The sequence below is a fragment of the Acinetobacter seifertii genome (genome assembly GCF_000368065.1).
GTDB classification, from domain to species: Bacteria; Pseudomonadota; Gammaproteobacteria; order Pseudomonadales; family Moraxellaceae; genus Acinetobacter; species Acinetobacter seifertii.
On sequence record NZ_KB851200.1, the window covers coordinates 1831403 to 1847463 of the forward strand.

A 16061-nucleotide genomic window follows, 5' to 3' on the forward strand; every position below is an offset into this window, starting at 1 on the left:
CCTTGTAGATCGTAGCTAAGGCCTTGGTGACTTCCACACTTTTGGAAAGTCGGAGAACGGACATGCCACGTATTCCTGTAATCAATACTAGCCATCTTGACCGTATTGATGAATTACTTGTCGATAACATCGATACAGGTGAATTTAAACTTCATCGCTCAGTGTTTACTGACGAAGCCCTATTTGACCTCGAAATGAAATATATCTTCGAAGGTAATTGGGTTTACTTAGCACACGAAAGCCAAATTCCAAATAATAATGACTACTACACCACTCACATTGGTCGTCAGCCGGTCATTATTGCCCGCAACCGTAACGGCGAACTCAATGCCATGATCAATGCGTGTTCACACCGCGGAGCACAACTTTGCCGTCACAAGCGTGGTAACAAAGCAACATATACCTGCCCTTTCCACGGCTGGACGTTTAACAACTCAGGTAAATTACTCAAGGTTAAAGATCCAAGTGAAGCCGGTTACTCGGACTGCTTTAACCAAGATGGTTCACACGATCTTAAAAAAGTGGCTCGTTTTGAGAGCTACAAAGGTTTCTTATTTGGTAGCTTAAATCCTGATGTTCCTTCACTTGAAGAATTCTTGGGTGAAACCACCAAAATCATCGACATGATTGTTGATCAGTCTGAATATGGCCTTGAAGTTTTACGTGGTTCATCTACCTATACCTATGAAGGCAACTGGAAACTCACCGCTGAAAATGGTGCCGATGGTTATCATGTTTCTGCTGTGCACTGGAACTACGCAGCAACAACTCAACACCGCAAAGAAACACAAGCTGCCGATAACATCCGTGCAATGAGTGCAGGTTCTTGGGGTAAACAAGGCGGTGGCTCGTATGGCTTTGAAAATGGCCACATGTTGCTTTGGACACAATGGGCAAACCCAGAAGACCGTCCAAACTTCCCGAAAGCAGACGAATACACCGAAAAATACGGTGAAGCGATGTCGAAATGGATGATTGAGCGTTCACGTAACCTGTGTCTCTATCCAAACGTTTATTTGATGGATCAGTTCGGTTCGCAAATTCGTGTACTTCGCCCTCTTTCGGTTAATAGAACTGAAGTCACCATTTACTGTATCGCACCTAAAGGCGAAGCACCCGAAGCACGCGCACGTCGTATCCGTCAATATGAAGATTTCTTCAATGCCTCAGGCATGGCAACACCAGACGATTTAGAAGAATTCCGGGCTTGTCAGGCAGGCTACGCAGGTATTGCCCTTGAGTGGAATGATATGTGCCGCGGTTCTAAACACTGGATTTATGGACCAGACGATGCAGCGAATGAAATCGGTTTAAAACCAATGTTAAGTGGTATCAAAACTGAAGATGAAGGTCTTTATCTTGCCCAACATCAATATTGGTTACACACCATGAAACACGCGATTGCATCAGAGAAAGAAATTGCTGATCAGGGAGAAACAGCATGAGTGCTCAAGACAAAGCAACTTTAGAAAATATTGCTCAGTTTCTCTATCGTGAAGCTCGCTTTTTAGATGATGAACAATGGGAAGATTGGATTGAATGCTATGCACCCGAAGCTTCTTTCTGGATGCCAGCTTGGGACGACGACGATAGATTAACTGAAGATCCGCAATCTGAAATTTCACTTATTTATTATCCAGACCGTCAAGGTTTAGAAGATCGTGTGTTCCGTATCAAAACTGAGCGCTCATCTGCAACCATGCCGGACACACGCACAAGCCACAATATTGCCAACGTTGAAGTTGTAGAGCGCGATGGCGACAAAGTTACTGTGCGCTTTAACTGGAATACCTTGAGTTTCCGTTACAAGACAAATTACAGCTATTTCGGTATGTCACGTTATGTGATCGATTTTTCAGGTGATCAACCAAAAATCTTGAGCAAGTATGTCGTTTTGAAAAATGACTACATCAATCAAGTGATTGATATCTACCACCTTTAAGACATACCCCCTCAGTTAAACGGACTGTTGGCTGAGGGTAAAAGTTTCAAATATTTTGTAGGATACATGCCATGTCAAACCACAATATCGCACTTCAATTTGAAGATGGTGTTACACGTTTCATTAACGTAGCTCAAGGCGAAACCCTATCTGACGCAGCCTATCGCCAAAAAATTAATATTCCTTTGGATTGCCGTGACGGTGCATGTGGAACTTGCCGCGCATTTTGCGAATCCGGCAGTTATGACATGCCAGAAGAAACCTATATTGAAGATGCACTAACCCCAGAAGAAGCTGAGCAAGGCTATATTCTTGCTTGCCAATGTCGTCCAACTTCAGATGCCGTATTTCAAATTCAAGCCTCGTCAGATGTTTGCAAAACTGCAATTCATAGCTTCCAAGGTACATTAGCTCGCGTTGAAAATTTATCAGACTCAACCATCACATTTGATATTCAACTTGATGAAGGTCAACCAGATATTCATTTCCTTGCAGGTCAGTATGTCAACGTTGCTATTCCTGAAACTGGCGAAACCCGTTCATATTCATTTAGCTCCAAACCAGGCAATCGCTTAACGGGCTTTGTGGTCCGTAACGTACCGAACGGCAAAATGAGTGAGTTCTTGAGCAAAAATGCCCAAGCTGGCGACAAAATGACATTTACAGGTCCATTCGGTAGCTTCTATTTACGTAATGTAGCTCGCCCAGTGCTGATGCTCGCAGGCGGTACTGGCATTGCCCCATTTATGTCGATGTTACAAGTGCTTGAAGAGAAAGGTTCAGAACAGCCTGTTCGTTTAGTCTTTGGTGTCACCAATGACTTTGATTTGGTTGCTCTAGAAAAACTCAATGAGTTGCAAGCGAAATTCCCTTGGTTTGAATATCGAACTGTGGTCGCAAGCCCTGAGAGCAACCATGAACGCAAAGGCTATGTCACTGGTCATATTGAAAGTGACTGGTTAAACGGTGGCGACGTCGATGTTTATCTATGTGGCCCAGTACCAATGGTAGAAGCTGTACGTGGCTGGTTAGAAACTGAAAATATCAAACCTGCTAACTTCTTATTTGAAAAATTCTCTGCGAATTAACAGATGGAGAAGTTATCTATGTCAAACCGTCAAAGATTTACTAATAAAGTCGTGATTGTTACGGGTAGCGCGCAAGGTATTGGCCGTGGCGTGGCACTACAAGTTGCAGCTGAAGGCGGCCAAGTCGTCATGGCTGACCGCTCTGAATATGTTGAAGAAGTTCTCAAAGAAGTTCAGAGTGCAGGTGGTGATGCTGTCACGATTAATGCCGACCTTGAAACTTATGCAGGTGCGCAAGCGGTAGTTGCAAAAGCCATCGAACATTATGGTCGGGTAGATATCCTGATTAATAATGTGGGTGGCGCGATCTGGATGAAACCTTTTGAAGAGTTTTCCGAAGAAGAGATCATTAAGGAAGTAAATCGCTCATTGTTTCCAACGTTATGGTGTTGCCGCGCTGTGCTCCCCGCCATGATTAAGCAACAAGCAGGTGTGATTGTAAATGTATCTTCAATTGCAACCCGTGGTATTAACCGTATTCCCTACTCAGCATCTAAAGGTGGTGTAAATGCTTTAACGGCATCGCTTGCTTTTGAACATGCTAAAGACGGAATTCGAGTCAATGCCGTTGCGACTGGTGGAACCGAAGCACCACCTCGCAAAGTGCCACGAAATGCCAATCCGTTAAGTCAAAATGAAAAAGACTGGATGCAGCAAGTGGTTGATCAAACCATAGATCGAACATTTATGGGCCGTTATGGCACAATTCAAGAACAAGTGAATGCAATTTTATTTCTTGCATCAGACGAAGCATCCTATATGACTGGCTCGGTTATTTCGGTCGGAGGTGGAGATCAGGGTTAACCCTGATCTTTTTGCATGATTGGGTAAATAATATGATTTGCATGGAGGCAATCACACATGGCACCCCTGTTAAAGACATTAAAAAATGACTGGTCTATATCAGCAACAGTTGCGGGCTTTCTCGCGGTTTTAATTTCTTACTCAGGCCCACTGATTATTTTTTTCCAAGCTGCTCAGCGTGCTCATGTGTCTACCGACATGATGGTGTCATGGATTTGGGGAATTTCAATTGGTGCCGCCGTTTCAGGTATTTATCTTTCGATTAAATATAAAACGCCTGTCATAACCGCATGGTCAGCACCGGGTACTGCCCTATTAGTTACCCTATTTCCCAATGTCTCACTGAATGAAGCGGTAGCCGCCTATATTACTTCTGCCATCGTTATTTTTTTAATTGGCGTTACAGGTTACTTCGACAAGTTACTGAAGTGGATTCCGCAAGACGTCGCTGCCAGCATGATGGCGGGTATTCTTTTTCAATTTGGTATTGGTCTGTTTACCGCGTCTGATAGTATGCCTTTTATTGTTTTTAGCATGCTTATTGTCTTTTTAATTGCCAAACGTTTAATGCCGCGCTACACCATGATTTGGGTGTTAGCTGCCGGAGTTTCATTAAGCCTCTTTTTAAGCAAAATGAATCCGGTTGATGTGAGTTTTAGTTTAGCTATTCCACAGTGGATTAGCCCAGAATGGACATGGAACTCAACACTGAATCTCGCCGTTCCTCTCATTTTAGTCAGCCTAACCGGTCAGTTTTTACCGGGTATGGCGATTATGAAACTCAGCGGTTACGACACCCCAGCCAAACCCATTATTACTGTCACTAGTATTGCCTCTTTAGCTGTTGCCTGTGTCGGCGGTATTACAATTGTACTTGCCTCAATTACCGCAGCTTTATGTATGGGCAAAGATGCACATGAACTTAAAGAAAAACGTTACATCGCAGGAATCGCCAACGGGATTTTTTATATTTTAGGAGGCTTATTTGCTGGCAGTATTGTCATGCTATTTAGCTTACTTCCTAAAGAACTGGTAGCAGCACTAGCAGGTTTAGCCTTACTTGGAGCAATTGCCACCAATATTTCTGTTGCCATGAAGAATGACAGTCAACGTGATGCTGCACTTATTACCTTTTTAGCGACAGCATCAGGCATGCATTTTCTTGGATTAAGCTCAGTTTTTTGGGGTATTTGTATTGGTGTAATCGCCCATTTCATTCTTACACCACGCTCAACGCCAGCCAAAAATTAAGTTTTTTATCTAAGCGCCTACCACTAAAATAAAGCCTCAATCGCCAAATTAGGATGCAAATAATTTGCTAATTCTGATTTGGCATTTTTTATTGAATATAAATTAAATTTCATTTTTAAGATCAATTTCTAAAATAGTTAAATAATAGACTTTAGTATTTTGTTTTTATATTTTCACTTCAACTCATAATATAAATTTAGCTATATTTTTAGCTGTGATTCTCATCAATGAAATTAATAAAAAAACATCCATAAAATACTTAAAATTCTCACAATACAATATTTAACCCCATTTTAAAGACACAACAAAACCAGCTAAAACAATAAAAATAAATACATATTTTTCAAATAATTAAATCAATAAAAGCACAATACCTTAAAGACATAAAGATATATCAATTAGGTTTTTGACTCTAATCCAATAACAAAATAGTTTATTAAAAAATAACGCGATGCTTCACAAATTGGAGGTGAAGAAAATGGATACCAGCAAGGTTAATATTAATGATTTAATTGACAAGGCCCGTTTTACATCTTTCCATTGGAAAGTTTTAATCTGGTGCTTACTTATTATTATTTTTGATGGATATGATTTAGTTATTTATGGGGTTGCTCTTCCTCTGTTAATGCAACAATGGTCATTAACTGCGGTAGAAGCTGGTTTACTCGCCAGTGCTGCTCTATTCGGGATGATGTTTGGTGCCATGATTTTCGGCACACTTTCAGACAAACTGGGGCGTAAAAAAACCATTCTGATTTGTGTCACCTTATTTAGTGGATTTACCTTTATCGGTGCCTTTGCCAAAGGACCAACTGAGTTTGCTATTTTGCGCTTTATTGCAGGCCTAGGGATTGGTGGCGTTATGCCAAACGTTGTTGCGCTTATGACCGAATACGCACCAAAAAAAATCCGCAGTACATTAGTGGCAATCATGTTTAGTGGCTATGCAATTGGGGGTATGACATCTGCTCTACTCGGCGCATGGCTCGTGAAAGACATGGGCTGGCAAATCATGTTTTTAATTGCAGGTATTCCCCTGCTATTACTACCGTTGATCTGGAAATTTTTGCCAGAGTCTCTCACCTTTTTAGTGAAATCAAACCATAGCGAGCAGGCAAAAAGTATTGTTTGTAAAATTGCGCCTCAAACTCAGGTAAACGCCAATACACAACTGGTGTTAAACGAAAGCACCACAACCGATGCACCTGTCCGTGCGCTTTTCCAGCAAGGTCGTACTTTCAGCACATTTATGTTCTGGATTGCTTTCTTTATGTGCTTACTCATGGTGTATGCCTTAGGAAGCTGGTTACCTAAACTCATGCTGCAAGCGGGCTATTCGTTAGGTGCAAGCATGTTATTCCTGTTTGCACTCAATATTGGCGGCATGGTCGGTGCAATTGGCGGCGGTGCTTTAGCAGACAGATTTCATTTAAAACCTGTTATTACGATCATGTTTGTTGTGGGATCAGCAGCTTTAATTCTGCTTGGTATTAATAGTCCGCAAATTATTTTATATAGCCTGATTGCGATTGCTGGTGCTGCCACAATTGGTTCGCAAATCTTACTCTATACGTTCGTTGCACAGTTCTATCCGACGGCACTTCGTTCAACAGGCATGGGCTGGGCATCTGGAATTGGCCGTATTGGTGCGATTATCGGACCAGTTTTAACCGGAGCCCTACTCACTCTTGAGCTTCCTCACCAAATGAATTTCTTAGCGATTGCAATTCCAGGTGTGATTGCTGCACTTGCAATATTTATGGTCAATCTAAAAGCCTCTGTTGCCGCACAAACGCCATCAACTTTTAACCCTCAAAACACGCTTACCCAGCAGTAAAAATACATGCGCCGAGGACTGGCGCATCTTTTTGGAAATGGATTATGGAATTATTACACCGCTTTAAACCATGTAATTTAGCAATAGCCACATTATTAGGTTTATTGACTAGCTCAAGTTTATGGGCAGCAGATACAGCTCAACAAAGTGAAGATGAATGGAAGTTCACTTTAAAAAACGCCTACATCAACCGCGATTTTGATAATGATGCCCTCAAAGATACAGGCAGTTGGTCTCAGGCAGCATCTTTATTTTATAAATCTAAAATGCATGATACCCCCCTGCAAATTGCAGACAAGCCGATTACGATTGGTGCAGATGCTTCTGTTCAATATGCCGTTCGCTTGAGTTCAGACAAACACGTTGCGGACACGGTTTTGCCTTTTAATAAAGAGACTCAGTCGCAAGCATCCGACTTTCTAAAACACGGCGCGACCTTAAAACTGGGCTACGACAAAACCCTTTTAAGTGTCGGTGAACTCTGGTTAGATTTACCTGTAACAGCTGTCGATGCCAGCCGACAATTACTTGCTTCTTATTGGGGAACCAATCTTAAGTCGCAACTTTCAGATCAGCTTTATGCTGAAATTGGTCGGGTTGAAAAAGTCTCGCCACGAAATGAAGAAGATTTTAAAAAGTTCTCGTTCACTTCAAATGGCATTACCAAAGAATCTGATGGTTTAAATTACATTGACCTGCGCTATCAATTTACGCCGTCACTCAAGGGCGAATATTACTTTGGTAATTTAGAAGACCTTTACAACAAACACTATGTAGGATTAGAGCATAATTGGAAACAACCTAATTTTGCCCTCACCTCTAAGTTTAAATACTTCAATGCAAAAAATGACGGCAATACTTTTGATATTGATGCGCAAAACATTGGAGTGTTAGAAACACTTAAAGTAAAAAATCATACCTTTGGTTTGGGTTACCAGCAAATTATCGGCGAGTCAGCCTATCCCTTACCGGATGGCTTTTTACCAGAGACTTATTTCATTAACTGGAATGCCACAGGATTCTTTAAAAAAGAAGAAAAGTCTTACCACGTTATGTACGGCTATGACTTTAAAGATTACGTGCCGGGCTTAAACGCGATGGTGAAATATGTTTACGGAAATGATTTTAGAGCAGCCAATGGTGAGAAAAACCACGAAACTGAGTCGAATGTGATTTTAAACTATGCATTTCAGCAGCCTTTCTTAAAAGGTCTTGCCCTGCAATACATTCGGATTGATTACAACGTAAAGCATGGCAATGACTTTGGTGAAGATCGCTTATTTGTAAACTACACTAAAAAGTTTTAATTATTTTTGATTCAAATGAAGCGGGCCACTTTTGGCTCGCTTCATTATTTTCGACCTAAAAAAACGCTCTTACGAGCGTTTTTAATCAAACCAATAATTTAAGCAACGTGCTTTTGAACAACAATCGAACCTACTGAATAACCAGCACCGAAAGATGAAATCACGCCATATTCACCATCATTCACTTCGTGGCCTGTACGGTGTAAAGCAATAATCACACCTGCTGAAGAAGTATTCGCAAACTCATCCAGAATAATTGGGGCACGGCTTAGATCTGCATCTTTACCAGCCACATATTTCAAGATTAGTTCATTCAAGTTGGCATTGGCTTGATGTAACCAGAAACGCTTAATATCGTTTGCAGTTAACTGCATTTTTTCCAACTGCGCATTAATAATTTTTGCCACTAACGGACAAACATCTTTAAAAACTTTGCGGCCATCTTGACGGAATAACTTGTCGTCAACTACTGCATCTTCACTACGGTTTAAGAAACCGAAGTTATTGCGAATGTTGTTTGAAAATTGAGTAAATAAATGAATATCTAAAATTTCAAAACCAGTTTTAGTAGTGGTTTCTTCAATAATAGAAGCCGTTGCAACATCACCAAAAATGAAGTGACAATCACGGTTACGGTAGTCTAGGTGACCAGAAGTAATCTCAACGTTCACCAATAAAACACGGCGAGCGCCTGAACGAATTGCATCAGCCGCTTGTTTCAAACCAAAAGTTGCAGCTGAACATGCAACGTTCATGTCGTAGGCATAACCTTGAATGCCAAGTGCTGACTGGATTTCAATCGCTACAGCTGGATAAGCACGCTGCATGTTTGAACATGCCAAAATTACAACATCGATATCTTCGGCAGTTACGCCTGCATTTTCCATTGCCTGCTTTGCAGCAATCACACCCCACTCTGCTTGAAGTGAAAGTTCATCATTTGAACGTTCAGACAAACGAGGACGTAAACGTGTTGGATCGAGAATACCTGATTTCTCAATCACGTAACGGCGCTTAATACCAGACGCTTTTTCAATAAATTCAGCACTAGAACCACGTAATTCTTCGAGTTCACCTGCTGCAATTTTCTCTGCATTCTCTTGGTTATATTGTTCCACATAAGCATTTAAACTGTCGGCCAGTTCTTCATTAGAAATGATTTCTGTTGGGTGAAATAACCCAGTACCTGTGATACGAATGCCCATGTAAAACTCCTAAAAAAATGAATAGGGTCTGTTAATCTTTCATTTATAAATTGCGTTGTAGGCTAAACAAACGCATAAACAAACCCCGATCTATCTTAACTGATTCCCAAACGATCCCATAACTTTTGCAGTCGAGTTGGCGAAATAGGCATCTTGGTTTTCATCGGCTGAGAAAATAAAGAAATGCGAAATTCTTCCAACATCAAATACAATTCTTTGATTCTTGGATCGTTTTTGAATTTAAATACCTTGTCCATCCATGGATCGACATCATCAATAGCGGCATGATCTCGCTGTAGATTATTTGGCAATCGATCTAAACGCAATAGCAGCGCTTTTAAATAACGCGGGTATTCCTGCCAAAGATCAACCGGTTGGCGGTAAACAAAATTGCCAAGTGACATTAAATCGAGTTGATCTTCAATATCATCAATACTACGCCCAAACACCCCTGCATCAAGCACTAAAAGCTGACGACGGATTTGCTGCCATTGAATGTAAATATCACTTAATTGCTCAAGTGCTTGCTGACCATAACTCAAAAATTGCTTTTTAACTTGCTCAAGGAGTTTATTAAATTCATCAGCATTAATTGGCAAAGTTGTAATTGCCATCTGCAATGTTGCATAGACCAACATCTGCTCAAGCTTGGCTTTATCGCCTAAAGGTGAATAAGCCAGTGCGAGCGGTTTTGAAATCTGCTTTTTCAACTGACGAACCAAGTCACCTAGTTGCATATGGACCAGACGAATAATCCCTTCACGATGCTGCTTAATAGCTTCAGCCTGATCATTAAAGGTTTGTATAACCACACCAGAATCATCTTTCACTTCAATTTCAGCAAAAGTTTTGGTCGGTACCAAAGCTTGATATTGTTTAACAACAACACCTGTCACCTTTTGCGAAGCTTCAAATGTAAAGTTTTCAGGGAAAGTTTTAAATTCGCCTTTTTGCTGTTTCACTGGACGATGTGTTTCTACACGACAACGTGCTTTTAACTCGAGTAAATCACGGCCTTTGGCAATCAGCTTACCTTTTTCATCAATGACCTTAATGAAAGGCACCAAATATGGATCAATACGTTCAAACGAAAAATCTTTTTCAGTAATTTGCTCACCACGTAAAGCAAAAGCTAAATAACTAAAAATATGCTGACGCAAATGTACAGCATCGATACCCTGCATGAGTTTACGAGCTGTGTCAGGAATAGGCACTACACTACGACGTTTGTCTTTTGGTAAAGCTTTTAGTAGTGCTTCGATTAAATCTAAACGCCAACCTGGAATACCCCAAGACCAGATGTTTTCATCGACCTGAGGAAGAGCTTGTACCGGAATTTGAACCGTTGCACCATCTTCATCATGACTTGGGTCAAAACGATATGTCGTTGCTAAACGTAGCTGCCCATTATGCAAATGATCTGGGAATTGCTGTGTGGTTGGACGGTCATTGAGCCAAAGTGCATCATCTTCTACAAATAAATAGCGTGGATTTTTTGCTTCAACCGTTGCACGCCAGTCTTCAAAACTACTTCGACTTGCAATTTCTTCAGGAATTTTAGAGGCATAGAACTGATAAATCGTTTCTTCATCCACGACCAAATCACGGCGACGCAATTTATCTTCAACTCGTTCAACTTCTTCAAGTTTAAGCAAGTTGTGTTTTAAAAATGGCGGAACTGTACCTAAGTTACCTGTGGTTAATGCATCGCGTAAGAAAATTTCATGAGCAGCAGGCTGGTCAACTTTCTCAAAATTAATTAAGCGCTTTGGTTCAATAATTAAACCAAACAGCGAAATTTGAGCATACGCATTTACAATCCCAGCTTTCTTAGACCAATGCGGCTCAAAATAGTGATATTTCAACAAGTCGCGTGCAGCAAGCAAAATCCATTCAGGATCAATTTTGGCTAAAGTACGTAAATAAACCTGAGAGGTTTCCACCATCTCAAAAGCCATCACCCAAGCAGTATTGGTTTTGTGCAAAGTACTGGCAGGAAAGACTTTCGCCTTTTGTTGACGCACTGCCATAAAGATATTACGTTCATCAGTTTTATTGGCAATAAAAGACAATAAACCTGTCAGCAACGCACGGTGCAGGTTTTCATAGTTCGCAGGTTTTTCATTAAAACTTAGTTTTAAACCTTCAGCTAACTCGACCAATTGTTTATGTGTCTGTTTCCATTCGCGTAAACGTAACCAGCTTAAGAAGTGCTGCTTAGCAAACTGGCGACGTTTATTTTCAGACATCCCTGCTTCACCTTTAGGATTTAAAGTCTCCCAAAGTTTTAAATAAAACAGAAAATCTGAATCTGCTTCTTTGAATAGTGCATGCTTTTGGTCAGCCTGCATCTGTTTATCTGCCGGACGCTCACGCGGATCTTGCACTGCAAGCGCACTGACAACCACTAAAATTTCTTTAAGAACACCAAAATGAGCACCACCCACGATCATGCGCGCGAGTCGTGGGTCAATTGGCATACGAGCCATTGTTTGCCCCACCTTAGTCAGCTCGTTTTTCTTCTCATTGAGTGCCCCTAACTCAATGAGAAGTTTTCGACCATCATTTACAAGGCGGAAATCTGGTGGCTCAATAAAATCGAAGTTTTCTAGCTCACCTAACCCTAAGCTTTGCATTTGCAAAATAACCGAAGCCAAATTGGTTCGTTTAATTTCAGGTTCGGTAAATTCAGGGCGGCTTAAGAAGTCTTCTTCGCTATATAAACGAATACACACACCCGGAGCAATACGACCACAACGCCCTTTACGCTGATTGGCCGCAGCCTGCGAAATTGCTTCAATTGGTAAACGTTGTACGCGTGAACGGTAGTTATAACGCGATATACGTGCAAAACCACTGTCGATTACATAACGAATATTTGGAACCGTCAGTGCAGTTTCGGCCACGTTCGTGGCAATAATAATACGACGACCTTTTCCACCCGGACTAAAAATCTTTTGTTGTTCAGAAACAGCTAAGCGTGCATACAAGGGTAAAATTTCGGTGTGTCTTGGCCCGTACTTTTGTAAGGTTTCCTGCAACTCACGAATTTCTTGTTCTGTGCTTGAGAAAATCAGAATATCGGCATGTTCAGGATGGCCTTTTTCTTCGGCATCGGCAAAACATTCTTCTACAGCTTGTACCACTGCACGAGGAAGGTTTTCCTCAAAATCATCGAACTCGTCATCATCACTACCACCAATATTCATCTCTGAAATTGGGCGATAACGTACTTCAACTGGGTAGCTACGACCTTCTACTTCAAAAACTGGTGCATTATTAAAGTAGTTACTAAAACGATTTACGTCTAAAGTTGCCGAAGTCACAATCACTTTTAGATCTGGGCGCTTTGGCAGTAACTGCTTTAAATAACCCATAATAAAATCGATATTGAGTGAGCGTTCATGCGCTTCATCAATAATGATCGTGTCATATTTAGACAAAAAACGGTCATTGCCTAACTCAGCAAGCAAAATACCGTCGGTCATTAACCGTACAATAGAGTCCTGCGAGCCTTGTTCATTAAAGCGGATTTTAAAACCAATCGATTCGCCGAGCTTTTCGCCAACTTCTTCTGCAATACGCTGAGAAACACTACGTGCAGCTAAACGACGTGGCTGGGTATGACCAATCATGCCCGTTAAACCACGACCCGCTAACATGGCAATTTGAGGAAGCTGAGTAGTTTTACCTGAGCCTGTCTCACCTGCCACAATAATAACTTGATGCTTTTGAATCGCTTCAATTAAACGGTCTGCATATTGAGAAACAGGTAAATCCTGATTCAGTTTAATTTTAGGTAGACGTTCAAAACGCTGTCTAACTTTTGCATTAGACTGTTCAAATAATTTTTCAATCTCTGAAGTATCGGCTTTTTTATCTTTACGCAAACGATTTAAACGGTAACGATCTCTCGCCATCACCCATTGATCTATATTTAAACCATTCAGCACAGATAAATTTTCCTGAAAATTCAACAATCAGCTATTTTACGCTTTAATGCTCTTCAGGTAAAACAGTTGGTTTTTTATATATTTTTAATTTTTTAAAATTTTACCCTTGAATTTTGTCTCGCTAGACTTCATGTTGTTATGCAAGTTTCTTTTACGATAACTGTCATTTGATTTACATGTTTTTGCAGTCAAATCGAATACAGTGTTTGGGGAGTTAAAAATCGTAAATTTATCACTTATTCAATTTTCCGATTTTAGTCATGTAAAAATACTATTTCCCCAATAAAGAATTTTTATTTATTCTACATCTCGTAAACAAGTTTAAATATAAACCTCAATCATGGAGACAATGATGAGCTTGATTAATACTGAAGTTAAACCTTTCCAAGCAACTGCTTACCACAACGGCCAATTTGTTGAAGTTAACGAAACTAACCTTAAAGGTAAATGGTCTGTTGTATTCTTCTATCCAGCTGACTTCACTTTCGTTTGCCCAACTGAACTTGGTGACTTAGCTGACAACTACGCTGAATTCCAAAAACTTGGTGTTGAAATTTATGCTGTATCTACTGATACACACTTCACTCACAAAGCTTGGCACGACACTTCTGAAGAAATCAAAAAAATCCAATACCCATTAGTTGGTGACCCAACTTGGACTCTTTCTAAAAACTTCGACGTTCTTATCGAATCTGAAGGTTTAGCTGACCGTGGTACTTTCGTTATCGATCCAGAAGGTAAAATCCAAATCGTTGAACTCAACGCTGGTGGTATCGGCCGTGACGCGTCTGAACTTCTTCGTAAAGTAAAAGCTGCTCAATACGTACACGCTCACCCAGGTGAAGTTTGCCCAGCTAAATGGAAAGAAGGCGAAGCTACTCTTGCTCCATCTATCGACTTAGTTGGTAAAATCTAATCTCTCTTAGATTTTAAAAACTCAAAAAACCACCCTTTTAGGGTGGTTTTTTTATTGATTATTTTTATAAATCTAAGTCTTATTATCTACCCAAATTTTATAGATAATTTTTTACAATTCTTATACTTATAAATTTATAGCAACATTCATTTATGAATTGTCAGCCTGCTTAACTTAGAGTACTGTCGAATTATGAAACAAAAGAGTTTTGTATATGTATTAAAAGATCAAACAAAAGTAGGAGTAGTTATATGGAAAAATCTGTTGTTGTAACCTCTTGGAAATATGATGTTTCTTCACGCTATTTAAAAATTTTCTATAGCAATGGCTCAGGTGAGCTTTATCATCCCGTTCCAGAGTTTATCTACAATAATTTGTTACGCACCACGGATAAAACTGCATTTGTTCACAAATATCTTGAGTTTGATCTGCATTTTAACAGGCTCTGTATTTCTGCTTAATTATAAAAAATCAGCCCGCTTGGGCTGATCTGTTTTATATCTTTCGACTATTAAGCCGCGTTATTTTGCTTAATATATTTCTCTAGCATTTTTTCTTCCACATCAACATGCATATTGATTTTACTGAGGTCGCCCTTATAGTGCTCAACAACGCGTTCATCCATAATTTTTGACCACCAAGATGGAATAAACGCGGGCAAAATCATTGCACCATAACCTGCTGGCAATTGCGGCGCATCTTCAAAATGCCGCAAGGTCTGAAAGCTGCGAGTTGGATTGGCATGATGATCTGAATGCCGTTGTAATTGATACAAGAACAGATTGGTTACCACATTATTATTATTCCAGCTGTGCTCTGGCAAAGTACGTTCATATTGGCCATTTTCTTTCTTTGCACGCTTTAAACCATAATGTTCAATGTAATTCACCGATTCAAACAAAGTTATTGCATACGCAGCTTGAGTAACTTGAAACGGAATCGAACGGGCACCAAATTTCGCAAACATGGCTGCATGGTACACAGCCGACATTGCCCAGCCATGAATCAGTTCATTTTCCTTACAAAAGAAAGGCAATTTCTTACGCTCTAAGCGATTCTTCTCAATTTCAATCGCCGATTTAAAACTCCCAACTACAGTCCGCGGTAAGAACTTCCAAAAGGTTTCACCAAATTGTGAAGATGCTGGGTCCTCAGGTGTCGCAACACGGCGGTGATGTCCATAAGGGTGTTCAATTCGGAAATGGTTATACCCCGAAGGTGCTAACGCCAAATGAGATAAATAATGTTCAAGTCGACCACTCTTATGACTAAGTTCATGTGCAGTATTAATCGCAATCCCATTGACCATTCCTACTAAAGTTCCAAGTAAAACCTGATCAGCTATAGGTGTATTTTTACGAGTTGCCAAATATGCTCCATAGATATTGGTTGCATATTGCAAAGGAATAAAAAGTTTAACAATGCGGGCGTAATACGGATCTGCTTCTAAATCAGCGATTGCATCTAATGGTGGATTTTCCTTGTCTTCACCAATCAGTTTATCTAATGCAGGAATAACACCATGAATAAATAATGGCCCAAATGAAGCGAAGAACTTTTTAGTTTTTTTAGGACCAAATTGGTAGCCTGCTAGCCCACCCATTGCAATGGTCGGTACAGCTAAACCCAATAGCCATAAATGACGTTTTTTATCCTTAAATTTTGTTGTCGCTTGCTCGACATCCAGTTGAGTATGCATATTCATTAGAGACTCCAATCAAACACAAAATGTTTTGCTTGAATTGATTGTGCTCGCTC

Annotated in this window: 11 protein-coding genes and 1 pseudogene; 9 read left to right on the forward strand and 3 right to left on the reverse strand. The window is 40.3% G+C overall.

Annotation, left to right across the window (positions count from 1 at the left end; translation table 11 throughout):
- Positions 1–62 precede the first annotated feature (62 nt).
- The 7 genes and pseudogenes from benA to F985_RS16175 all read left to right on the forward strand — a co-directional run bounded on the left by benA (position 63) and on the right by F985_RS16175 (position 8229).
- Positions 63–1445 carry a benzoate 1,2-dioxygenase large subunit gene (gene benA, locus F985_RS16145; RefSeq protein ID WP_004702721.1) on the forward strand — a complete coding sequence of 461 codons (1383 nt, stop codon included), beginning with the start codon at positions 63–65 and terminating at the stop codon, positions 1443–1445.
- Positions 1442–1961 (forward strand): annotated as a pseudogene (gene benB, locus F985_RS16150) (benzoate 1,2-dioxygenase small subunit). Before benA ends, benB begins: the two are co-directional and overlap by 4 nt.
- Positions 1962–2013: 52 nt before the next feature.
- Positions 2014–3030 carry a benzoate 1,2-dioxygenase electron transfer component BenC gene (benC, locus tag F985_RS16155; RefSeq protein ID WP_004702725.1) on the forward strand — a complete coding sequence of 339 codons (1017 nt, stop codon included), beginning with the start codon at positions 2014–2016 and terminating at the stop codon, positions 3028–3030.
- Between the two features lie 18 nt (positions 3031–3048).
- Positions 3049–3834: a 1,6-dihydroxycyclohexa-2,4-diene-1-carboxylate dehydrogenase gene (locus tag F985_RS16160; protein WP_004702727.1), complete on the forward strand. Its 786-nt coding sequence runs from the start codon at positions 3049–3051 to the stop codon at positions 3832–3834.
- 57 nt (positions 3835–3891) lie between these two features.
- The gene (benE, locus tag F985_RS16165; RefSeq protein ID WP_004702730.1) at positions 3892–5085 is read left to right on the forward strand and encodes a benzoate/H(+) symporter BenE; all 1194 of its coding nucleotides are present in this window, start codon (positions 3892–3894) and stop codon (positions 5083–5085) included.
- A gap of 478 nt (positions 5086–5563) precedes the next feature.
- The gene (locus F985_RS16170; RefSeq protein ID WP_004702731.1) at positions 5564–6922 is read left to right on the forward strand and encodes an aromatic acid/H+ symport family MFS transporter; all 1359 of its coding nucleotides are present in this window, start codon (positions 5564–5566) and stop codon (positions 6920–6922) included.
- 44 nt (positions 6923–6966) lie between these two features.
- Positions 6967–8229, forward strand: a complete 1263-nt coding sequence (locus F985_RS16175) for an OprD family outer membrane porin (RefSeq protein ID WP_004702734.1) — start codon at positions 6967–6969, stop codon at positions 8227–8229.
- Positions 8230–8327: 98 nt separating this feature from the next.
- Here F985_RS16175 and F985_RS16180 read toward each other — a convergent pair whose 3' ends face one another.
- Positions 8328–9434: a beta-ketoacyl-ACP synthase III gene (locus F985_RS16180; RefSeq protein ID WP_004702735.1), complete on the reverse strand. Its 1107-nt coding sequence runs from the start codon at positions 9432–9434 to the stop codon at positions 8328–8330.
- 95 nt (positions 9435–9529) lie between these two features.
- A complete protein-coding gene (gene hrpA / locus F985_RS16185) occupies positions 9530–13387 on the reverse strand; it encodes an ATP-dependent RNA helicase HrpA (protein ID WP_004702738.1) in 3858 nt (1285 codons plus the stop codon).
- A 352-nt stretch (positions 13388–13739) separates the two neighbouring features.
- Here hrpA and ahpC point away from each other — a divergent pair, with 352 nt between their 5' ends.
- Both ahpC and F985_RS16195 read left to right on the forward strand, forming a co-directional pair.
- A complete protein-coding gene (ahpC, locus tag F985_RS16190; RefSeq protein WP_003652649.1) occupies positions 13740–14303 on the forward strand; it encodes an alkyl hydroperoxide reductase subunit C in 564 nt (187 codons plus the stop codon).
- Between the two features lie 251 nt (positions 14304–14554).
- Positions 14555–14764, forward strand: coding sequence for a KTSC domain-containing protein (locus tag F985_RS16195; protein WP_004702739.1), 210 nt, complete (start codon positions 14555–14557; stop codon positions 14762–14764).
- A 50-nt stretch (positions 14765–14814) separates the two neighbouring features.
- On the opposite strand, the gene F985_RS16200 is transcribed toward F985_RS16195, so the two are convergent.
- Positions 14815–16008 (reverse strand): alkane 1-monooxygenase, encoded by a 1194-nt coding sequence (locus tag F985_RS16200; RefSeq protein WP_004702742.1) that lies wholly within the window; start codon positions 16006–16008, stop codon positions 14815–14817.
- Between the last annotated feature and the right edge of the window lie 53 nt (positions 16009–16061).